The sequence below is a fragment of the Paraburkholderia flagellata genome (assembly GCF_021390645.1).
Lineage (GTDB): Bacteria > Pseudomonadota > Gammaproteobacteria > Burkholderiales > Burkholderiaceae > Paraburkholderia > Paraburkholderia flagellata.
On the sequence record NZ_JAJEJT010000001.1, the window covers coordinates 1,386,088 to 1,404,804 of the forward strand.

General features: G+C 65.6%; 17 protein-coding genes. 9 read left to right on the forward strand and 8 right to left on the reverse strand.

What is annotated here, in order from left to right:
• Positions 1 to 13: 13 nt before the first annotated feature.
• Positions 14 to 919 (reverse strand): AraC family transcriptional regulator, encoded by a 906-nt coding sequence (locus L0U83_RS06070; RefSeq protein ID WP_233881391.1) that lies wholly within the window; start codon positions 917 to 919, stop codon positions 14 to 16.
• Positions 920 to 1,089: 170 nt separating this feature from the next.
• Between L0U83_RS06070 and L0U83_RS06075 the strand changes: the two genes are divergently transcribed.
• Positions 1,090 to 1,497, forward strand: a complete 408-nt coding sequence (locus L0U83_RS06075; RefSeq protein ID WP_233881392.1) for a gamma-glutamylcyclotransferase family protein — start codon at positions 1,090 to 1,092, stop codon at positions 1,495 to 1,497.
• 112 nt (positions 1,498 to 1,609) lie between these two features.
• On the opposite strand, the gene aceB is transcribed toward L0U83_RS06075, so the two are convergent.
• Both aceB and L0U83_RS06085 read right to left on the reverse strand, forming a co-directional pair.
• Positions 1,610 to 3,202 carry a malate synthase A gene (aceB, locus tag L0U83_RS06080; protein WP_233881393.1) on the reverse strand — a complete coding sequence of 531 codons (1,593 nt, stop codon included), beginning with the start codon at positions 3,200 to 3,202 and terminating at the stop codon, positions 1,610 to 1,612.
• Positions 3,203 to 3,270: 68 nt separating this feature from the next.
• Positions 3,271 to 4,053, reverse strand: coding sequence for a haloacid dehalogenase type II (locus L0U83_RS06085; RefSeq protein ID WP_233881394.1), 783 nt, complete (start codon positions 4,051 to 4,053; stop codon positions 3,271 to 3,273).
• A 165-nt stretch (positions 4,054 to 4,218) separates the two neighbouring features.
• On the opposite strand from L0U83_RS06085, the gene L0U83_RS06090 reads away from it, so the two are divergent.
• Together L0U83_RS06090 and L0U83_RS06095 are read left to right on the forward strand one after the other, a co-directional pair.
• Positions 4,219 to 5,121, forward strand: coding sequence for a LysR family transcriptional regulator (locus L0U83_RS06090; RefSeq protein ID WP_233881395.1), 903 nt, complete (start codon positions 4,219 to 4,221; stop codon positions 5,119 to 5,121).
• A gap of 205 nt (positions 5,122 to 5,326) precedes the next feature.
• A complete protein-coding gene (locus tag L0U83_RS06095; protein WP_233881396.1) occupies positions 5,327 to 5,761 on the forward strand; it encodes a universal stress protein in 435 nt (144 codons plus the stop codon).
• Positions 5,762 to 6,049: 288 nt separating this feature from the next.
• On the opposite strand, the gene aceA is transcribed toward L0U83_RS06095, so the two are convergent.
• The 3 genes from aceA to L0U83_RS06110 form a co-directional block, all read right to left on the reverse strand.
• Entirely contained in the window at positions 6,050 to 7,357 is a 1,308-nt protein-coding gene (gene aceA / locus L0U83_RS06100; RefSeq protein ID WP_201697180.1) for an isocitrate lyase, read from the reverse strand.
• Between the two features lie 421 nt (positions 7,358 to 7,778).
• Positions 7,779 to 9,506 carry a DEAD/DEAH box helicase gene (locus L0U83_RS06105; protein WP_233881397.1) on the reverse strand — a complete coding sequence of 576 codons (1,728 nt, stop codon included), beginning with the start codon at positions 9,504 to 9,506 and terminating at the stop codon, positions 7,779 to 7,781.
• Between the two features lie 449 nt (positions 9,507 to 9,955).
• Positions 9,956 to 10,225, reverse strand: a complete 270-nt coding sequence (locus L0U83_RS06110; RefSeq protein ID WP_233881398.1) for an acyl-CoA-binding protein — start codon at positions 10,223 to 10,225, stop codon at positions 9,956 to 9,958.
• A gap of 188 nt (positions 10,226 to 10,413) precedes the next feature.
• Here L0U83_RS06110 and tsaB point away from each other — a divergent pair, with 188 nt between their 5' ends.
• The 4 genes from tsaB (at position 10,414) to L0U83_RS06130 (ending at position 13,757) form a co-directional block, all read left to right on the forward strand.
• Entirely contained in the window at positions 10,414 to 11,223 is an 810-nt protein-coding gene (gene tsaB, locus L0U83_RS06115) for a tRNA (adenosine(37)-N6)-threonylcarbamoyltransferase complex dimerization subunit type 1 TsaB (RefSeq protein ID WP_233881399.1), read from the forward strand.
• Positions 11,220 to 11,714 (forward strand): ribosomal protein S18-alanine N-acetyltransferase, encoded by a 495-nt coding sequence (rimI, locus tag L0U83_RS06120; RefSeq protein ID WP_233881400.1) that lies wholly within the window; start codon positions 11,220 to 11,222, stop codon positions 11,712 to 11,714. The genes tsaB and rimI overlap by 4 nt, the downstream gene beginning before the upstream one ends.
• Positions 11,701 to 12,675 (forward strand): uracil-DNA glycosylase, encoded by a 975-nt coding sequence (locus L0U83_RS06125; protein WP_233881401.1) that lies wholly within the window; start codon positions 11,701 to 11,703, stop codon positions 12,673 to 12,675. Before rimI ends, L0U83_RS06125 begins: the two co-directional genes overlap by 14 nt.
• A gap of 83 nt (positions 12,676 to 12,758) precedes the next feature.
• Positions 12,759 to 13,757 carry a DUF1853 family protein gene (locus L0U83_RS06130; protein WP_233883743.1) on the forward strand — a complete coding sequence of 333 codons (999 nt, stop codon included), beginning with the start codon at positions 12,759 to 12,761 and terminating at the stop codon, positions 13,755 to 13,757.
• Positions 13,758 to 13,788: 31 nt separating this feature from the next.
• On the opposite strand, the gene thiD is transcribed toward L0U83_RS06130, so the two are convergent.
• Both thiD and lplT read right to left on the reverse strand, forming a co-directional pair.
• The gene (gene thiD, locus L0U83_RS06135; RefSeq protein ID WP_233881402.1) at positions 13,789 to 14,595 is read right to left on the reverse strand and encodes a bifunctional hydroxymethylpyrimidine kinase/phosphomethylpyrimidine kinase; all 807 of its coding nucleotides are present in this window, start codon (positions 14,593 to 14,595) and stop codon (positions 13,789 to 13,791) included.
• Between the two features lie 105 nt (positions 14,596 to 14,700).
• Complete coding sequence (lplT, locus tag L0U83_RS06140; protein WP_233881403.1) at positions 14,701 to 16,011, reverse strand: lysophospholipid transporter LplT; 1,311 nt, start codon at positions 16,009 to 16,011, stop codon at positions 14,701 to 14,703.
• A 220-nt stretch (positions 16,012 to 16,231) separates the two neighbouring features.
• On the opposite strand from lplT, the gene alr reads away from it, so the two are divergent.
• Both alr and radA read left to right on the forward strand, forming a co-directional pair.
• On the forward strand, positions 16,232 to 17,302 hold the full coding sequence (gene alr, locus L0U83_RS06145; RefSeq protein ID WP_233881404.1) for an alanine racemase: 1,071 nt from the start codon (positions 16,232 to 16,234) through the stop codon (positions 17,300 to 17,302).
• A 16-nt stretch (positions 17,303 to 17,318) separates the two neighbouring features.
• A complete protein-coding gene (radA, locus tag L0U83_RS06150) occupies positions 17,319 to 18,695 on the forward strand; it encodes a DNA repair protein RadA (protein ID WP_233883750.1) in 1,377 nt (458 codons plus the stop codon).
• Positions 18,696 to 18,717 lie beyond the last annotated feature (22 nt).

Genomic DNA, 18,717 nt, shown 5'->3' on the forward strand with positions numbered 1-18,717 from the left:
GGCGGTATCCAGATCAACGCGCGTTGTTACCACGATTGTCGTCGCGCCCCACGGCCACGGAATCTTCAGGTTCGTCCTCGTCGCGATCACCCGTGCCGCGCGCGATGAATGCGCGAGGGCTCTCGCCGAATGCGCGGCGAAACATCGCCGAAAATGCGCTCTGGCTCTGGTAGCCGAGTTCCTGTGCCACGATGGCCATCGGGCGTCCCTGATTGAGCAGCGGAATCGCGCGAGCGAGAATCGCCTGCTGGCGCCACTGCGAAAAGCTCACCCCCAGCTCCTGACGAAAGAGCCGCGCGATCGTGCGCGTACTCGCGCCGACGTGTGCGGCCCAGTATTCGAGCGAACCCGGTCCCGCCGGGTCGGCGATTAGCGCCTCGCACAGCGCGCGCAGGCGTTTTTCCTCGGGCATCGGCACGGCGAGCGGCAGCGGCGCCGAGCGCGTGATCTCGTCGAGCGCCAGCGCGCCGAGCAGGCGCTCACGCGCCGTCGGAATGCCACGCTCGTCGAGCGCAGCGATCGTCTCGCGCAGCAGGCCCGAGACTTCGACCACGCGGCACGCGTCGAGCCCGGGCGGAATCACCGATTCGTCGACGTAGAGCGTGCGCAGGAACGCGTCCTCGACAATCGCAACCTCGTGCGTGATGTGGGGAGGCACCCAGATCGCCCGCGAAGGCGGCACCATCCACGTTGTGCCGGGTGTTGCCATGCGCAGCACGCCGCGCGACGAGTAGGCGAGCTGCGCCCACGCGTGCGTGTGCCGCGCGATGCACACCCCGGCCGGCATGGGCCGCGAGCGCACGCGGATAGGATGCGTGGGCGTAGGCGCGAACTCGGGCGGGATATCGATGAGTTCGGCGCGCGGCGGCGCCTGGTTACTGGCGGCGCTGGTCGGAGAGTTGGGCGGAACCTCGGGCATGAAGGGTACGGAGAGGGCGGATGCTGTGACGGGTTTGCCATGTCTGACGCACCCATTGTAGACGCCTCGCGTGCGGCGGCTTGGGCCGCACGCCTTTATGGCCGGGCATAATGCGGACGAATGGATAGCGCGCTCATGTGGCGCGAGCCGCCTTGAAGGAGAAAAATGCCATGAAATATGTGTTCGTCTACGGCACGCTGCGCGCGGGCGAAATCAACGACATCAACCTCGCGGCGGATAGCAACGCGATCGCGCGCCCGCGTCACCTCGGTCTCGCCACGCTTGCCGGTCGGCTCTTCGACTTCGGCGCCTATCCAGGGATGGTGGCCGAAGCGTCGGATGCGCAATCGACAGTCGTCGGCGACGTCTACGAAATCGACGACGCGCTCCTCGCCGTGCTCGATGAAATCGAGCAGGTTTATCCGGGTGTCGATGGCCTCTTCGTTTCGAAGGAAGTGGATATCGACGTGCAGGGCGAACGCATCGCTTGCCTCTACTATCCGGTTGCGTCTGGCGCCATTGCGGGGCGCCCCGAGATCGCGGGCGGCGACTGGGTCGCGCATCGGCGCACGCGCTGATCGGTAGACGCACGGCGCTTCCTGCGAGCGCGGCGCATGAAAACACGAAGGCCCGGCGGATGCGCATCCGCCGGGCCTTTTTCAACGGCTATTCGTTAGCGATACCGATCGATCAGATCTCTTCGTACAGCGGCAGCGTCAGGAACTCGACGAAGTTTTCCGACGTCGACATTTGCTCGAAGATCTGCGCGGCGCGCTCGTACGGCTTCGTGTCGCCGCCCACCGACGCCTTCACCTTGTCCAGTTCCTGAGGGATGAGTTCGCGCACGAGTTCGGCCGTGACCTTGCGGCCGTCCTCGAGCTTGCCCTTGGGCGAGCGGATCCACTGCCACACCTGCGAGCGCGAGATTTCAGCGGTCGCGGCGTCTTCCATCAGGTTGTGGATCGGCACGCAGCCATTGCCCGCGAGCCACGAACCGAGGTAGTGGATGCCCACATTGATGTTGTTGCGCAGGCCCGTTTCGGTGATCGGCGCTTCCGGACGGAAGTCGAGCAGATCCTTGCCCGCGACGTTCACATCGGGGCGTTGCTTGCCGATCTGGTTCGGCTTGTCGCCGAGCACCTTCACGAACTCTTCCATCGCGATGGGAACCAGGCCCGGGTGCGCGACCCAGCCGCCGTCGTAGCCATCCGTCGCGTCGCGCGCCTTGTCCGAACGCACGCCGCCCATGGCCTTGTCGTTGGCGGCCGCGTCGTTCTTGATCGGGATGAGCGCGCTCATGCCGCCGATAGCCGGCGCGTTGCGCTTGTGGCAGGTCTTGAGCAGTTCGAGCGCGTAGGCGCGCATGAACGGCACCGTCATCGTGATCTGCGAGCGGTCGGCGAGGCAGAAGTCCTTGTCGTTCTTGAACTTCTTGATTGCCGAGAAGATGTAGTCCCAGCGGCCCGCGTTGAGGCCCGAGCTGTGCTCGCGCAGTTCATGGAGGATTTCGTCCATCTCGAATGCGGCGAGGATCGTCTCGACCAGCACCGTCGCGCGGATCGTGCCGCGCGGGATGCCCACGCCTTCCTGCGCCGCGACGAAGATATCGTTCCACAGGCGCGCTTCGAGATGGCTCTCCATCTTCGGCAGATAGAAGTACGGGCCGGTACCGCGCGAAATCAGTTCCTTCGCGTTGTGGAAGAGATAGAGCGCGAAATCGAAGACGCCGCCCGACACGCGCTGGCCGTCCACCGTCACGTGCTTTTCGTCGAGGTGCCAGCCGCGCGGACGCACGATCAGCGTGGCGGTCTTCTCGTTGAGCTTGTAGGTCTTGCCGTTCTGTTCCAGCGAGATCGTGCGGCGCACTGCGTCCTTGAGGTTGAGCTGGCCGACGATCTGGTTTTCCCAGTTCGGCGAGTTCGAGTCCTCGAAGTCGGTCATGTACGAGTCCGCGCCCGAGTTCAGCGCGTTGATGATCATCTTGCGTTCGACCGGGCCCGTGATTTCCACGCGGCGGCATTCGAGATCCTTCGGCAGCGCCGCGATCTTCCAGTCGCCTTCGCGGATCGATTTCGTTTCGGCAAGAAAGTTGGGGCGCTCGCCGGCGTCGAGGCGTTTGGTGCGCTCGGCGCGTGCCTTCAGCAATTCCTGGCGGCGCGGCTCGAACGCGCGATGCAGCTTCGCGACGAGTTCGAGCGCTTCGGGCGTGAGGATCGTTTCGAAGCCGGGCTGGATTTCAGCCGTGATCTGCATGCCTTGCGGCAGTTGCAACGTGTTCGCCATTTGCTTGCTCCTTGGTCGGTCAGATTGTGAATGTGTGGTTGTTGTGGTTGCGTCGAGCGGCTTGTCCGTCACGCGCCCGGGCTGGGGCGAGGGCGGCTTTGCTTTTCGGGCGCAGCGGTTTCGAGAAAAGCGGCGAGTTCCGCCATGCCGCCGCCGGTGCCATGCGGCGCTACGCCGAGCTCTTCGGCGGGCAGTCGCTGGCGGTTGATCCAGAACGTGGTGTAGCCGAACCAGCCGGCGCCCGCGGCGTCCCACCCGTTCGACGACACGAACACGATGTCGCGCGGCGCGGCGTCGAAAGCGGCGGTGCCGAGCGAATACGCGGCGGCGGCCGGTTTGTAGGCGCGCACGGCATCGACCGAAAGCACGTGGTCGAAGAGGCCGCTCATGCCGGCGCTCTTCACCGCGATGTCGAGCATCTGCGGGTTGCCGTTCGAGAGGATCGCAAGCCCCATGCGCGTGGCGTCTTCGCGTCCTTCGTGCATCTGGCGCAGGCGCCGCAGCACGGGCAGCACGTCGGGGAAGGCCGAGAGGCAGGCGTATTCGTCCATGAGACGCTTTTCGCCCGTGCCCGTGAGCGACAGGTTCAGGCGTCGCGCGGCGTAACGCAGCGCGTCAAGCGTGATGTCCCAGAACGGAAGGTAGCGCGCACCGGCCGGGTCGGAGAGCGTGCGCAGCTGCGTGTACTCGATCTGCTTGAGGCGCCAGAGCTGCGAGAGCGCTTCGCCCTGGCCGGGGAACATCTGCTCGGCGGCAGCGACGACCGAATGCACGTCGAAGAGCGTGCCATACGCGTCGAAGATCACAGCCTTGGGAAATCGTGTTGTCGATGGTGTCGTTGTGGCCGACATAGCCTTGCACTCCGTCTTCAGAGGTCGAGGTCAATTGTATTCATGAGTCGTATCACTGAAAAAGGCGGGATTGATCACTTGATCTTTTACTTTTACCCACCTAATCTGTCGGCCTAACCTCTCTTTTCCGCTGTTTCTGTGGCCGAGTGCGCGCCGTAACCACCAATGGACCGCTTCAAGCAGATCGAGACCTTCGTCACCGTGGCCGCCAAGGGCAGCCTTTCCGCTGCCGCCCAGGCCGAGGGTGTGGCGCCTGCCATCATCGGCCGGCGCATCGATGCGCTCGAGGAGCGCCTCGGCGTGAAACTGCTCGTGCGCACCACGCGGCGCATCACGCTCACGTTCGAAGGCTCGGCGTTCCTCGAGGACTGCCAGCGCATCATTCACGACATGCAGAACGCCGAGGCGAGCGTGTCCGAGGGCGGCGTGAAGGCGAGCGGGCACCTGCGCGTGTCCGCGCCGGCAGGCTTTGGGCGGCGGCACGTCGCGCCGCTCGTGCCCGATTTCACGGTCGCGCATCCGGACGTGAGCATCGCGCTCGATCTTTCCGATCGGCTCGTTGATCTCGTGAACGAAGGCTTCGACTGCGCCGTGCGACTGGGCGAATTGCCCGATTCGTCGCTCGTGTCGCTCAAGCTCGGCGAAAACCGGCGCGTGTGCGTGGCGGCGCCCGCGTATTTGTCGCGCCGCGGCGAGCCCGACACGCCGGCTGACCTCGCACGCCACAACTGCCTCGCCTTCGGCGCGAGCCTGAACCAGCAGCGCGGCTGGGCGTTTCAGCAGGAAGGCAAAGTCGTGTCGATCCGCGTGGCGGGCACGATGGAATGCTCGGACGGCGCGGTGCTGCATGAGTGGTGTCTCGCGGGCCATGGTCTTGCGTGGCGCTCGTGGTGGGAAGTCGGCGAGGACATCGCGGCGGGCCGGCTCGTGACCGTGCTCGACGCGTTCGCCGCGCCGCCCATCGGCATTCATGCCGTGTTTCCGCAGCGCCGCCATTTGCCGCTGCGCGTGCGCCTCTTTCTCGACTATCTCAAGCATACCTACGGTCAACCCGGTTACTGGGGTTAGGGGCCGCAGTGCGTGTTTCCGATATCCGGATTGACCCGCACGCGCGGCTTGCGCCGATTTTTCGCGCACTACAATCGACCTGAGGGCCGAGGCTCGCCTGCGCGCGAGACGCCGGTTGATTTTTTGCCCGCGTTTTGACCTCCGCGATTGACCCCTGGGTCTCTCCCTTGACTTGCCCGTAATCCGATCGACCACGGAGGGCGCCATGTTCAAGCACATCCTCGTTCCGACCGACGGTTCGGAGCTGTCGAAGAAGGCGATCGACGGCGCGATCGATCTCGCACGCACAGTGGGCGCACGCGTCACGGCCTACGCGTGCCTGCCGCAATATCCGTATTCCCCGTACGCCGACGTGGTGATCGAGCCGCCCGGCGATTTCCAGACGCGCAGTGAGCGAGAGGCGCGCGTGCATCTGGACGAAGTCGAGGCGGCGGCGCGCAACGCGGGCGTGATCTGCGACAGCCGCACGAGCGTGCATCCATCGCCGTATCTCGGCATCATCGAAGCCGCCGAATCCGGAGGCTGCGACGTGATTTTCATGGCCTCGCACGGGCGTCGCGGGCTCGGCAGCCTGTTGATCGGCAGCGAGACGCAGCGCGTGCTCACCCATACGAAGATTCCGGTGATCGTGTATCGCTAGTGTGGTGTGGTAGGGCGCAGGTGCCGATCGGCGCGGGCGCTTTTTCGCGGATTCGCGTTGAAGCAGAAGGCCATGCTCGCCCGGTGCGGTGGCTGGGCGAGCCGCGGGCCGGATTCTGTCCAGCGCGCGCGGCCTGTGTCGTCTGCCGCTTCCTCCCTGAAACGCCATGCGGCATGCGCCCGGGCCGCGCCGGTGGGCGGCCGGCGCGCCCCGCCAAGGTACGCGTGCCGGCTGCCGGATCGAGCGCGGCGGCTTGCGCCGCCGATATTGGCGTTGCTGCCGGTGGTCTTACGCCACCTTCTTGTCGAAGAACTGCTCGTCTTCCGTCGAACCGTGCAGCGCCGTGGTCGAGGCGTCGCGCTCGACCGTCTGCGTCACGGCGTCGAAGTAGCCCGTGCCCACTTCGCGCTGATGCTTCACAGCGGTGAAGCCCTTTTCGGCGGCGGCGAACTCGGCCTGCTGGAGTTCGACGAACGCGCTCATGTTCTGGCGCGCATAGCCGTGCGCGAGGTTGAACATGGAGTAGTTGAGCGAGTGGAAGCCCGCAAGCGTGATGAACTGGAACTTATAGCCCATTGCACCGAGTTCGCGCTGGAACCTGGCGATTGTCGCGTCATCGAGGTTCTTTTTCCAGTTGAACGACGGCGAGCAGTTATACGAGAGCAACTTGCCCGGGAACTGCTTGTGGATCGCTTCGGCGAACTTCTTCGCGAATTCGAGATCCGGCTTCCCCGTTTCGCACCAGATCATGTCGGCGTACGGCGCGTAGGCGAGACCGCGCGAGATGGCCTGCTCGAGGCCGTTCTTCGTGCGGAAGAAGCCTTCCACGGTGCGCTCGCCGGTGAGGAACGGCTTGTCGTTGTCGTCGATGTCCGAGGTAACGAGGTCGGCGGCTTCCGCGTCGGTGCGGGCGAGCAGCACGGTCGGCACGCCGCAGACGTCGGCGGCCAGCCGCGCGGCCGTGAGCTTGGCGATGTTTTCGCGTGTCGGCACGAGCACCTTGCCGCCCATGTGGCCGCACTTCTTCACCGAGGCGAGCTGATCTTCGAAGTGCACGCCAGCCGCACCCGCTTCGATCATCGCCTTCATCAGTTCGAACGCGTTCAGCACGCCGCCGAAGCCGGCTTCTGCGTCGGCCACGATTGGCTGGAAGAAGTCGGTGTAGCCTTCGTCGCCGGGGTTCTTGCCTTCGGACCACTGGATCTGGTCGGCGCGCGTGAGCGTGTTGTTGATGCGCTTGACGACCTGCGGCACCGAGTTGGCCGGGTAGAGCGACTGGTCCGGGTACATTTCGCCGGCGAGGTTGGCGTCGCCCGCGACTTGCCAGCCCGAGAGATAGATCGCCTTGAGGCCGGCCTTCACCTGCTGCATGGCCTGATTGCCCGTGAGCGCGCCCAGTGCGTTGATGAATGGCTCGGTGTTCACGCCTTGCCAGAGCTTTTCGGCGCCGTGCTTCGCGAGCGTGTGCTCGGGCTGGATCGAACCGCGCAGGCGCACGACGTCTTCAGCGGTGTAGTTGCGCTTGATGCCCTTCCAGCGCGGATCGGTTTCCCATTGTTGCTGGAGTTGCCGGGCTTGCTGTTGACGAGTCGACATGGTGTGCTCCTTCGTTTGCCTGATAGGTGGATCGCTGGAACGGAATGGCTGAACCGCTGAATCTCACGAAGCGAAGGCGCCGGCTTCTCGGTTTGGGCGTTTCGTTCCGTGAACTCTTATATAAGAGTCTAGGCAAATCGACCGACCCGCAACAGGCAGGTAGTGAGCTTTTTCTGACTTTTTTATGGCAATAAAATCATTGGGTTAATGGATTATTTTTGCGATGTGAAACGCTATTTTCTATCTTGCAATAAGGCCCTTTGTGCCACGCAGCACGATTTTTTACCAAGCAAAAAAATTTTTCATATCGTGAAATTTTCGTGAAGATAAAAAAAGACCGGTGCCTGAGCACCGGTCCTGAGCGTTTTGCTGCTGCGGCGAAGCGGCTCGAAGGCCGCGCGATGCGCCGCTTGTCGACTATTTAGCTGTCGCGACGTGCGCCACGCGGGCCGTCGTTACGGCGCGCGCCGTAACCGCCACCGCCTTCGCGCGAGCGGCCGTAGCCTTCGCGCTGCTGGCTGTAGCCGCCGCGGTTGCCGCCTTCGCTGCCGCGCGAGCCGCCGCCAAAGCCGCCTTCACGCGCACCGAAGCCGCCTTCGCGGGCGCCATAGCCGCTGCGCGAGCCTTCCGGCTTGTTGCCCCAGCTGCTGTTGCCGTTGCGATCGCCGCCGCCGTTGCCACCACCGTTGCCGCTACGGGCGCCGTAGCCACCCGGCTTGCCGTTGCCGCTACCGTTGCCGAAGCGACGGCCACCGCCATTGCCACCACCCGGACGGCCGCGGCCGCCGCCGAAGCCACGGTTGGTCGGCGCCGCCTTGCGCGGCTCGAAGCCTTCCACGACGTTCACCGGCAGCGGCGAGCGCACGAAACGCTCGATGCGCTTGAGCGCGCCTTGCTCGGCGTGATGCACGAGGCTCACCGCCACACCTGAGCGGCCTGCACGGCCGGTACGGCCGATACGGTGCACGTAGTCTTCGGCGAACTTCGGCAGGTCGTAGTTGAACACGTGCGTGATGCCGGGGATGTCGATACCACGCGCCGCGACGTCGGTCGCGACGAGCACGCGCACGCGGCGCTCGCGCAGCGCACGGATCGTGCGGTTACGCGCGCCTTGCGGCAGGTCGCCGTGCAGCGCGGCGCTTTCGAAGCCAGCGTCGGCGAGCTTGCCGGCGAGCTGGTCGGCGTCCATCTTCGTGGCGGTGAACACCACGGCCTGGTCGAGGCTTTCGTCGCGCAGCAGGTGGTCGAGCAGACGATCCTTGTGATCGCGGTCGTCCACGTAGTGCACGGTTTGCGCGATGTTCGAGCTTGCCTCGATCTTGCGCACGATCTCGATACGCTCCGGATCCTTCAACAGGCGGCCGGTGATCGAAGCGATCTTGCCGTCGAGCGTTGCCGAGAACAGCATCGTCTGACGCGTTTCCGGCGTCGCGGCAACGATCGTGTCGATGTCGTCGATGAAGCCCATGTCGAGCATGCGGTCGGCTTCGTCGAGCACGAGCATCTTGAGTTCGGACAGATCGATGCGGCCACGCTCGAGGTGGTCGAGCAGACGGCCAGGCGTCGCCACGAGAATCTCGGGGTTCTTTGCGAGCAGCATCAGCTGCTGGCCGTATGCCACGCCGCCGAGAATGCTCACGGTGCGCAGACGGCGCAGGTGCTTGCCGTACGTCGAAGCGGCGGTCGTCACCTGCATCGCGAGTTCACGCGTGGGCGTGAGGACGAGGAGGCCAGGGCGCGCGACCGGTTGCGGACGGCGCTGGCGGCGATCGGCTTGCTGGCCCTGGGCGCCTTGCGGGCGCGGCTCGCGCGGCTGGGCGGCCAGGGTCTTCTGGATCTGCGCGAAGCGCTCGATGGCGGGCAGCATGAACGCTGCGGTCTTGCCCGAACCGGTCGGGCTGGAGACCAGCAGGTCGCGGCCGGCGATGGCGGCAGGAATGGCGCGTTCCTGCACGGGCGTCGGGGCCTTGTAGCCCGCTGCGATCAGCCCGGAGACGATCTCCGGCGACAGACCGAGCGACGCGAATGCCGAACCGTCGTTGACCTCGGCGGCCTGCGCGGGGGCTTCAGCGGAAGCGTCGGCGGCGGGGAGACCGAGGGCCTGATCGGCGATTGCGTCCAGGGGGCTTTGGGTATTGCTCGAAGTCATGAAAATCCTTGTTACACAGGAAATAGAACGTCGGCGCCAATCGGCATACCCAAGTCGTCGGATTTTGCGAACAAATCGAAAAACGGGGGCAATCCGCACACAATGGCGGATTTTTCGTTAGAAGCTGTTTTGGGTGCGACTTTGGCCGGGATTGGCCAGTCGCCAGCCTGATACTTGACGGCCCGAAAACAGGGCCAAGCAGGGGGGGACAGGTTCTAAACTGGATTGGAGCTTAACGCTACGTGGCGTTGTGCTGATCGAATGAGCGACCGGAGCGCAACGCAGCACGCAGTATATCTCGTTTTGTTGCGGCGCGCCAGAGCGACGCAACGCCAGGGCACGGGCGCGGCGGCGTGACGCAGCAAAACGGGTTGCCCGCTGCGTCACGCATCTCGTTTGCCTGGTGTGTGCCAGTCGTTGCGCCAGGCATTTCTCGGGAGCGGACCGGGTCAGCTCGCGGTGCCGCTCTTGAGCGATTCGACGAGTTCGACGTATTGCTGCTGGGCAGTTTCTTGCGCCGTGCCTTGCAGCGCCGCCCACGCTTCGTACTTGTACTTGCCGACGATGTCGGTGAAGCCAGGCTTGTCGCCGTGCACGTCGCCTTCGGTGGCCTGCTTGAAGAGTGCGTAGAGGCGCAGCAGCGTCAGATTGCCGGGGCGCTCCGGCAGTTGCTGCACGTCTTGCTGGGCTTGGGCGAACTGCGTGTTCACGTCGCTCATCGTTGTTTCCTCCGCATAGTGGTTCAGTTCAGCGCGCCGATGGTAGCAGCGCAAACCCCGGAAAAGCTGGAGCGATTCCTCCACTTGTGCCGGGCACGGATTAGCCAGAAAACGTCAGGACGCTCGCGCAAGCGCCAGATGGCGAGAGCCCTGGGCCCGCACGGGGGCGGGGCATTACAATAGCGCTCATGACTGAAACCGTGCTGCTTGCCCTCGATACTTCGACCGAATATTGCTCGGTCGCGCTGCTTCGCGTCGCCCCCGGCGGCGCTGATCGTTCTCCCTCCGGCGGCGGCGAGACCGCGTCCGGATCGCTCTCGGAAGTCAGCGTCTGGGTGCGCCACGAGGCCACGGGCGCCGTCTCCAGCACGCGGCTCCTGCCGGCCATTGGCGAATTGTTCGACGAAGCCGGCCTCGTGCTCACCGACTGCGACGCGATTGCGTTCGGCGCCGGTCCGGGCTCCTTCACGGGCCTGCGTACGGCGACGGGCGTGGCTCAGGGACTCGCGTTCGGCCTCGATATCCCGGTGGTGCCGGTGGGCACGTTGCTCGTGTGCGCGGAGAGCGCGCGACTGCGCGATCCCGCGGCGACCCGCGTGCTGGCCGCGCTCGACGCGCGCATGGACGAAGCCTACTGGGCCGATTTCGAATGGGACGCCGCAGCCGGCGACTGGCGCACGCTGCAGGCGGCATCGCTCGACTCGCCGGAGCACATTGCCGCGCCCGACGCGCCGTTCACGCTGGCGGGCAACGCTGCCACTGCTTTCGGCGCGCGCCTGACCGCCGTCGCCGCCGCGCGCACGATCGACACCGAGGCGCTCCCGCACGCGTTGCCGCTTGCGCACGCGGCGTTGCGTGCCTATCGCGCGGGCCGCACGCAACCCGCCGACCAGGCCGCGCCCGAATACGTGCGCAACAAGGTCGCGCAGACGACGGCCGAACGCCTGGCCGCGAAAGCCGCTGCTCAACGTGGCGAGGGCGGTGAGGGCGCGCAATGAGCGGCGTGCTCATGACCGACCGCTACCTGTCGCCGATGACCGAAAGCGACCTGGACGAAGTCGCGATCGTCGAGCGCTCGGCATATGAGTTTCCGTGGTCGCGTGGCAACTTCGAAGACTCGCTGCGCAATGGCTATTACGGTCTGTGCATGCGCCACGTCACTGGCACGCTGATCGGCTATTGCGTGCTGATGCCGGTGGTAGACGAGATGCATCTGCTGAATCTTTGCGTCGCGCCTCAGGCGCAGGGTGCGGGCGCGGGGCTCACGATGCTGCGCGAGGCGGTACGCATTGCGCGCTCGCAAGGTCTCGAAGGCTTGCTGCTCGAAGTCCGGCCTTCGAATCATCGGGCAATCCGGCTGTACGAACAGTTCGGCTTCGTGACGATCGGCCGTCGCAAGAACTACTATCCGGCGAGGCACCACAGCCGCGAGGACGCACTCGTAATGCGTTTTTCTTTTGCAGGGGAGGGCGCGGATGCCGCTCGATGAGATCGTGCTGGAGGAGCTTGGGCTCGCGCCGCGCTGGGTGCGCAAAGGAACGCGGGGTGGTACGCAGCTCGAAACGTCTCGTGACGATGAGGCCGTTGCACCGCCGCCCGCCGTGACGCACGCCGCGGCCGTTGCGCCGGTGATGCAAGCCGCGCGTCCGGACATCGCGCCGCAGCCTGCCGAAGCACAACCGGCCGCCGCGGAGCTATCGCAGCCACCGCAACCCGTTGCGAGCGCCGCTGCGCCCTCGAAGCCCGCACCGTATGCATCCGACGAACCGCCGCCGCTTACCGACGACGATTTCGCGTGGTTCGACTCGGTGGCGCAGCCGGCTCTGCCGCACGACGCCGAGCCGGCGCAGACGAGCGGCGCACCCCGCAGCGACGTCGCGACGCTCGGTTGGGACGCGCTCGCCGAACGCGTAGCCTCGTGCACGAACTGCCGTTTGTGCGAGAAGCGCACCAACACCGTGTTCGGCGTGGGCGATCGCGAGGCCGACTGGATGCTGATCGGCGAGGCGCCCGGCGAGAACGAGGACCGCCAGGGCGAGCCCTTCGTCGGCCAGGCGGGCAAGCTGCTCGACAACATGCTGCGCGCGCTCTCGCTCGCGCGCGGCGAGAACGTTTATATCGCGAACGTGATCAAGTGCCGTCCGCCTGGCAACCGCAATCCGGAGCCCGACGAGGTTGCGCGCTGCGAACCGTATCTCCAACGTCAGGTGGCGCTCGTGAAGCCGAAGATCATCGTCGCGCTCGGGCGTTTCGCGGCGCAGAGCCTGCTCAAGACTGACGGCAGCATCGCGTCGCTGCGCGGACGCGTCCACGAGTACGAAGGCGTGCCCGTCATCGTCACCTATCACCCCGCGTATCTGCTGCGCAGCCTGCCTGACAAGGGGAAGGCGTGGGCCGACCTCTGCCTCGCGCGCGACACGTGGCGAACGGCGTCCGGCGGCGAGCGATGAACGCCGCGCGGCCCGCGGACGTATCCGGTGCGACTGGCGCCCCGGGCGACGGCGGGACGCGAGATGATGCCGGGCCGCAGCGCATGCCCGGCGCTTGCGCGGACCACGACGTCATCGATCGCGTAACCGATCCGGCCGTGCGCGATCTCGCGTGGCTGCTCTTCAGCGCCGATCTGTTGCGCGCGCAACCGCCGCTCGCTCCGCTGGCGCAATGGTGCGCCAATGCGCAAGAAGCTCGCGCCACGTGCGACTGGCTCGTGCAACTCGATCGCGATCCTGCGAGTCTGCACGAAGCGCTCATGGCCGCACCGACGCATCGCCTTGGGCGCTATGCCGAAAATCTGCTGGGATGGTTTCTCGCGCATGGACCTGCGGCCCAACTTGTCGCGCAGAATGTGCCGGTGCGGCGTGCGGGGCTCACGCTCGGCGAGTGCGATTTTCTTGTGCAGACGCGCGCCGGCGAGCGCCTGCATTGGGAACTGGCGGTGAAGTGCTACCTGCACGCAGGGCCAGGCGATGAGGCACGTGCATCGCTTGCCGAATTCGTCGGTCCGAACTTGCGCGATCGCTTCGATCTGAAGCTGACGCATCTGCGCGACCGTCAACTGCGTTTGAGCGCACGCGAAGAATTCGCCTCGCTCGGTTACGAAGGCCGGTGGCTCGCGCAGATGTTCGTGAAGGGCTGGCTTTTCTACCGGGCGGGAGGGGCGGCGCCGTCTCAAGTGGCGGACGCCCCCGAGCTGGCCGCAGATCATGGGCGCGGCTGGTGGGTGACGCGCTCGGATTGGCCGGCGTTCGCGCAGCAACAGGCGGCCGATGGCTGGAGCGTGTTGCCAAGGCTCGCGTGGCTCGCGCCACGCAGGCTGGCGGCCGCGCCGGGCGCGGCGCATGCAAACGCGGATACAAGCGCCGCGCCGCCCGTCGCCCCCAACGAGTTGGTCATCGCGCTAGCCCGGCCAGATGATCCTGTCCTGGTCGCGGCATTCACGGCCGACAGCGCAGGCGGCTACCGCGAAATGTCGCGCGGCTTCATCGTTCCCGACGACTGGCCCGCGCGCGCCGCGGCATTTTCACGTCAATGAGTTGCATGCCAACAAGCGCGCGAGAGCACGCTTACCACCAGCGCCAGAAGTGATGCACCGGCCCGACGCCATGACCGACGTCGAGCCGCGCACTGGCCTCCAGCGCCGCCGTCAGATACTGCTTGGCTTCGCCAACGGCCGGTGCGAGCGCGCCGCGCTGCGGCCACAATGCGGCAATCGCGGAAGAGAGCGTGCAGCCGGTGCCGTGCGTATTCGTGACCGGCACGCGTGGGCCGGCGAGGCGCAGCGTGCCACCGGCTTCGATGAGCCAGTCGGGGCTGTCCTCGCTGCCCAGATGCCCGCCCTTCATCAGCACCGCCTGCGCACCGAGCGCGCGCAGCGCTTCGCCTTGTTCGACCATCGCGGCTTCGTTGGCAGCAGGTGCCACACCGAGCAGCGCGGCGGCTTCCGGCAGATTGGGCGTGACGACGCCCGCCAGGGGCAGCAGCTCCTCGCGCAACGCAGCGACAGCCTCGGGCGCGAGCAGCGCGTGATTGCTCTTCGAGATCATCACGGTGTCGAGCACGACGCGCGCCGGCTTGTGCCGTCGCAGCGCATCGGCGACGGCGCGCACGATTTCGGCGTTGGCGAGCATGCCGATCTTCACGGCGTCGATGCGGATGTCGTCGAACACGGCGTCGAGCTGCGCGGTGACGAAACCCGCGTCGGGCGCGTGGATCGCGGTGACGCCGCGTGTGTTCTGCGCGGTGAGCGCCGTGATGACGCTCGCGCCGTACGCGCCGAGCGCGGAGAACGCCTTGAGGTCGGCCTGAATGCCCGCACCGCCGCCCGAGTCGGAGCCGGCGATCGTGAGAACGTTGAAAATCGGTGAAGTCATGGCAGCGTCAGATGCGCGTCGCGCGCGGCATGTCGCCACGCGCGCGCAGGGAAAATTCGGTTCGGCAGAGGCGGTGGCCGGATTACGTCAGACCACGCACGCTCATCAATGCCTGTGATTTTCGCCGATCAGGGCGACCGAGTCGAATGAACGCTGATTCGCCTGGTGGCGGCGCATCACGAGCCACATCATCAGACAGACGAACGTGCCGAACAGCACGATCACGATGGTCACCGGCACGTCGAGCCAGACGAGCACGGCATAGAGGCACAGCATCACCAGCACCGAAAGATTCTCGTTGAAGTTCTGCACGGCGATGGAGTGGCCAGCGGAGAGCAGCACGTGGCCGCGATGCTGGAGCAGCGCGTTCATCGGCACGACGAAGAAGCCCGAGAGGCCGCCCACGACCATGAGGAAGATGTACGCAAAAATCAGGTAGCCGGGAATGCGCATATGGCCGATATGCAGGCCCCAATGCGGCGGAAAGAGATGGCGCGTGTAGAACGCCATGAGCATGACGGCAAGACCCATGATGATGCCGACCGGCAGCACCGAGAGCGACTTCTTGAGCGGCACGCGCGCGGCGGCGATCATGGCGCCGGCCGCCACGCCCACGGCCACCACGGCCTGGAGCACCGCGCCTTCGGAGAGCGACATGCCGAGTGAAACTTCGGCCCACTTGAGCACGATGAATTGCAGCGTCGCGCCTGCGCCCCAGAAGAGCGTCGTGACCGCGAGCGAGATCTGGCCGAGCTTGTCGCGCCAGAGCGTGTTGAAGCAGTCGGCGAAATCGGTGATGAGGCGGATGACACCGTGCTGCTGGCGCGGGTAGCGCGCGCCGGTGTCGGGAATGCGCAGATTGAAGAGGGCGGCGATCACGTAGATCACCATGATGACGACCATCGCGGCCTCGGCGGGCGTGCTGATCGCGGCGGGAGTATGGCGCAGCACATGCGAGGCGATGTGGGGGCTGATCAACGCGCCGCCGAGCACGGTGCCGAGAATGATCGAGCCGACTGTCGTGCCCTCGATCCAGCCATTGGCGGCGACGAGGCGCTCAGGCGGCAGCAGTTCGGTCAGGATGCCGTATTTGGCGGGCGAATAAGCCGCCGCGCCAAAACCCACTACGCCATAGGCGAACAAGGGGTGGGTGCCTGCCAGCATCATGGCGCAGCCGACGACCTTGATCGTGTTCGTGATGAACATCACGCGGCCCTTGGGGCGGGAATCTGCAAAGGCGCCGACGAAGGCGGCAAGAACGACGTAGGAGAGGACGAAGAACAGCTTGAGCAGCGGCGTCATCCAGTTCGGAGCGTGGAGATCTTTCAGCAGTGCAATCGCAGCGATCAGGAGCGCATTGTCGGCCAACGACGAAAAAAACTGCGCGGCCATGATGGTGTAAAAGCCTTTTTTCATCTGATGCGATGCTTTCCTCGCTGCGGTCCGTCCGCCCCGGACGGGTGGGAGGCATCCGGGCTTATTACGTTCGAAATGGGTTGTGCGCAGGGCTTTATATCACGAAAATAGGTGTATTCGGACTAGCACAATCCTTGAGCGCCCGTCAGGCGGGCCTGCGGGGCACTGAAAACACCCTGTAAGCTCCTGATTCGAAAGCGTCTTTGCGAAAAAATCTCCCATGCCGCGCCCCCTCTCAGCAACGATCCACACCGCCGCTCTCGCCAATAACCTCGCCGTCGTCCGCAAGTACGCGCCAAAGTCGAAAATCTGGGCCGTGGTGAAGGCCAACGCCTACGGGCACGGGCTTGCGCGCGCATTTCCCGGCCTGCGCGCAACCGACGGTTTCGGCCTGCTCGATCTCGAGGAGGCCGTCAAACTGCGCGAGCTCGGCTGGGCGGGTCCTATCCTGCTGCTCGAAGGTTTTTTCCGGCCGACCGACATCGATGTGATCGACCGCTACAGCCTCACGACCGTCGTGCACAGCGACGAGCAGATGCGCATGCTCGAAATGGCGCGTCTGTCGAAGCCGGTCAACGTTCAGCTCAAGATGAATAGCGGCATGAACCGGCTCGGCTACACGCCCGAGAAGTACCGCGCCGCGTGGGAGCGCGCGCGCGCCTGTGCCGGCATCGGCCAGATCACGCTGATGACGCACTTCGCGGATGCCGACACGCCGCGCGGCGTGAGCGAACAGATGGCAACGTTCGAGCGCGGCGCGCAAGGCATTGCGGGTGCGCGCAGCCTCGCCAACTCGGCCGCCACGCTGTGGCATCCATCGACGCACTTCGACTGGGTGCGCCCCGGCATCATTCTTTATGGCGCTTCGCCTTCTGGCTTCTCCTCGGCGCTCGAAGGCGTGGGCCTGCAGCCGGCCATGACGCTCGCGTCCGAACTCATCGCCACGCAGCACGTCGCCGAAGGGCAGACGGTCGGCTACGGCTCGATCTTCACGGCACGCAAGCCCATGCGCATCGGCGTGGTGGCGTGTGGTTATGCGGACGGCTATCCGCGCGTCGCGCCCGAAGGCACGCCCGTGATCGTCGACGGTGTGCTCACGCATGTCGTGGGCCGCGTCTCCATGGACATGCTCACCGTCGACCTCACGCCCGTGCATAGCGCGGGCGTGGGCGCGCGCGTGGAACTGTGGGGCAACAACCTGCCGATCGACGACGTCGCGAGGGCCTGTGGCACGATTGGCTACGAGCTGATGTGCGCCGTTGCGCCGCGCGTGCCGGTGCGGGCCGAATAACGCCATGGCAAAGAGCATGGCGAAGGTCAAGACACTGTATACGTGTACCGAGTGCGGCGGGCAGGCGCCCAAGTGGCAAGGCCAGTGCCCCGCGTGCGGCGCGTGGAACACGCTGGTGGAAGGCGTTGCCGAATCAGCAAGCAGTCACCGCTTCCAGTCGCTCGCGAAGAGCGCGCCGGTGCGGCGTCTCGCCGATATCGAGGCGTCCGACATACCGCGCTTCACGACCGGCGTGGGCGAGTTCGACCGCGTGCTGGGCGGCGGTCTCGTAGCGGGCGGCGTGGTGCTGATCGGCGGCGATCCGGGCATCGGCAAGTCGACGCTGTTGCTGCAGTCGCTCGCGCAGATCGCTGCGGAGCGTCGCGCGCTATATGTAAGCGGCGAAGAATCGGCTGCGCAGATTGCGTTGCGCGCACAACGATTGGCGCTGCTCGATCCCGGCTCCATGGCGAGCGAATTGCAATTGCTCGCCGAGATCCAGCTCGAAAGGATCCAGGCGACGATCGAAGCTGAAAAGCCCGACGTCGCGGTCATCGACTCGATCCAGACGATCTACTCCGAGGCGCTGACTTCCGCGCCAGGCTCCGTCGCGCAGGTGCGCGAGTGCGCGGCGCAACTCACACGCATCGCGAAGCAATCGGGCACCGCGATCATCATGGTCGGTCACGTGACGAAGGAGGGCAACCTCGCGGGGCCGCGGGTGCTCGAGCATATCGTCGACACCGTGCTGTATTTCGAAGGCGACACGCATTCGTCGTTCCGTCTCGTGCGCGCGTTCAAGAACCGCTTCGGCGCGGTCAACGAACTGGGCGTGTTCGCGATGACCGAGAAAGGCCTGCGCGGCGTGGCGAATCCCTCGGCGCTCTTTCTCTCGCAGCACGAGCAGAGCGTGCCGGGCTCCTGCGTGCTCGTGACACAGGAAGGCTCCCGGCCGCTGCTCGTCGAAGTGCAGGCGCTCGTCGACACGGCGCACGTGCCGAATCCGCGGCGCCTCGCCGTCGGCCTCGAACAAAACCGGCTGGCGATGCTGCTGGCGGTGCTGCATCGCCATGCCGGCATTGCGTGCTTCGATCAGGACGTTTTCCTCAACGCCGTGGGCGGGGTGAAAATCACGGAGCCGGCCGCGGATCTCGCCGTGCTGCTCGCCATTCACTCTTCGATGCGTAACAAGGCGTTGCCCAAGGGTCTGATCGTTTTTGGCGAAGTCGGTCTGGCGGGCGAGATCCGTCCCTCGCCGCGCGGCCAGGATCGTCTGAAGGAGGCGGCAAAGCTCGGTTTTTCATGCGCCCTGATTCCCCGCGCCAATGCGCCGAAACAGCCAATCGAAGGTTTACAGGTGATTGCCGTGGAGCGTCTAGAGGAAGCGATCGACCGGGTACGCGAGCTGGATTGAGCGCGGCGTGCGGGTGCAGAAG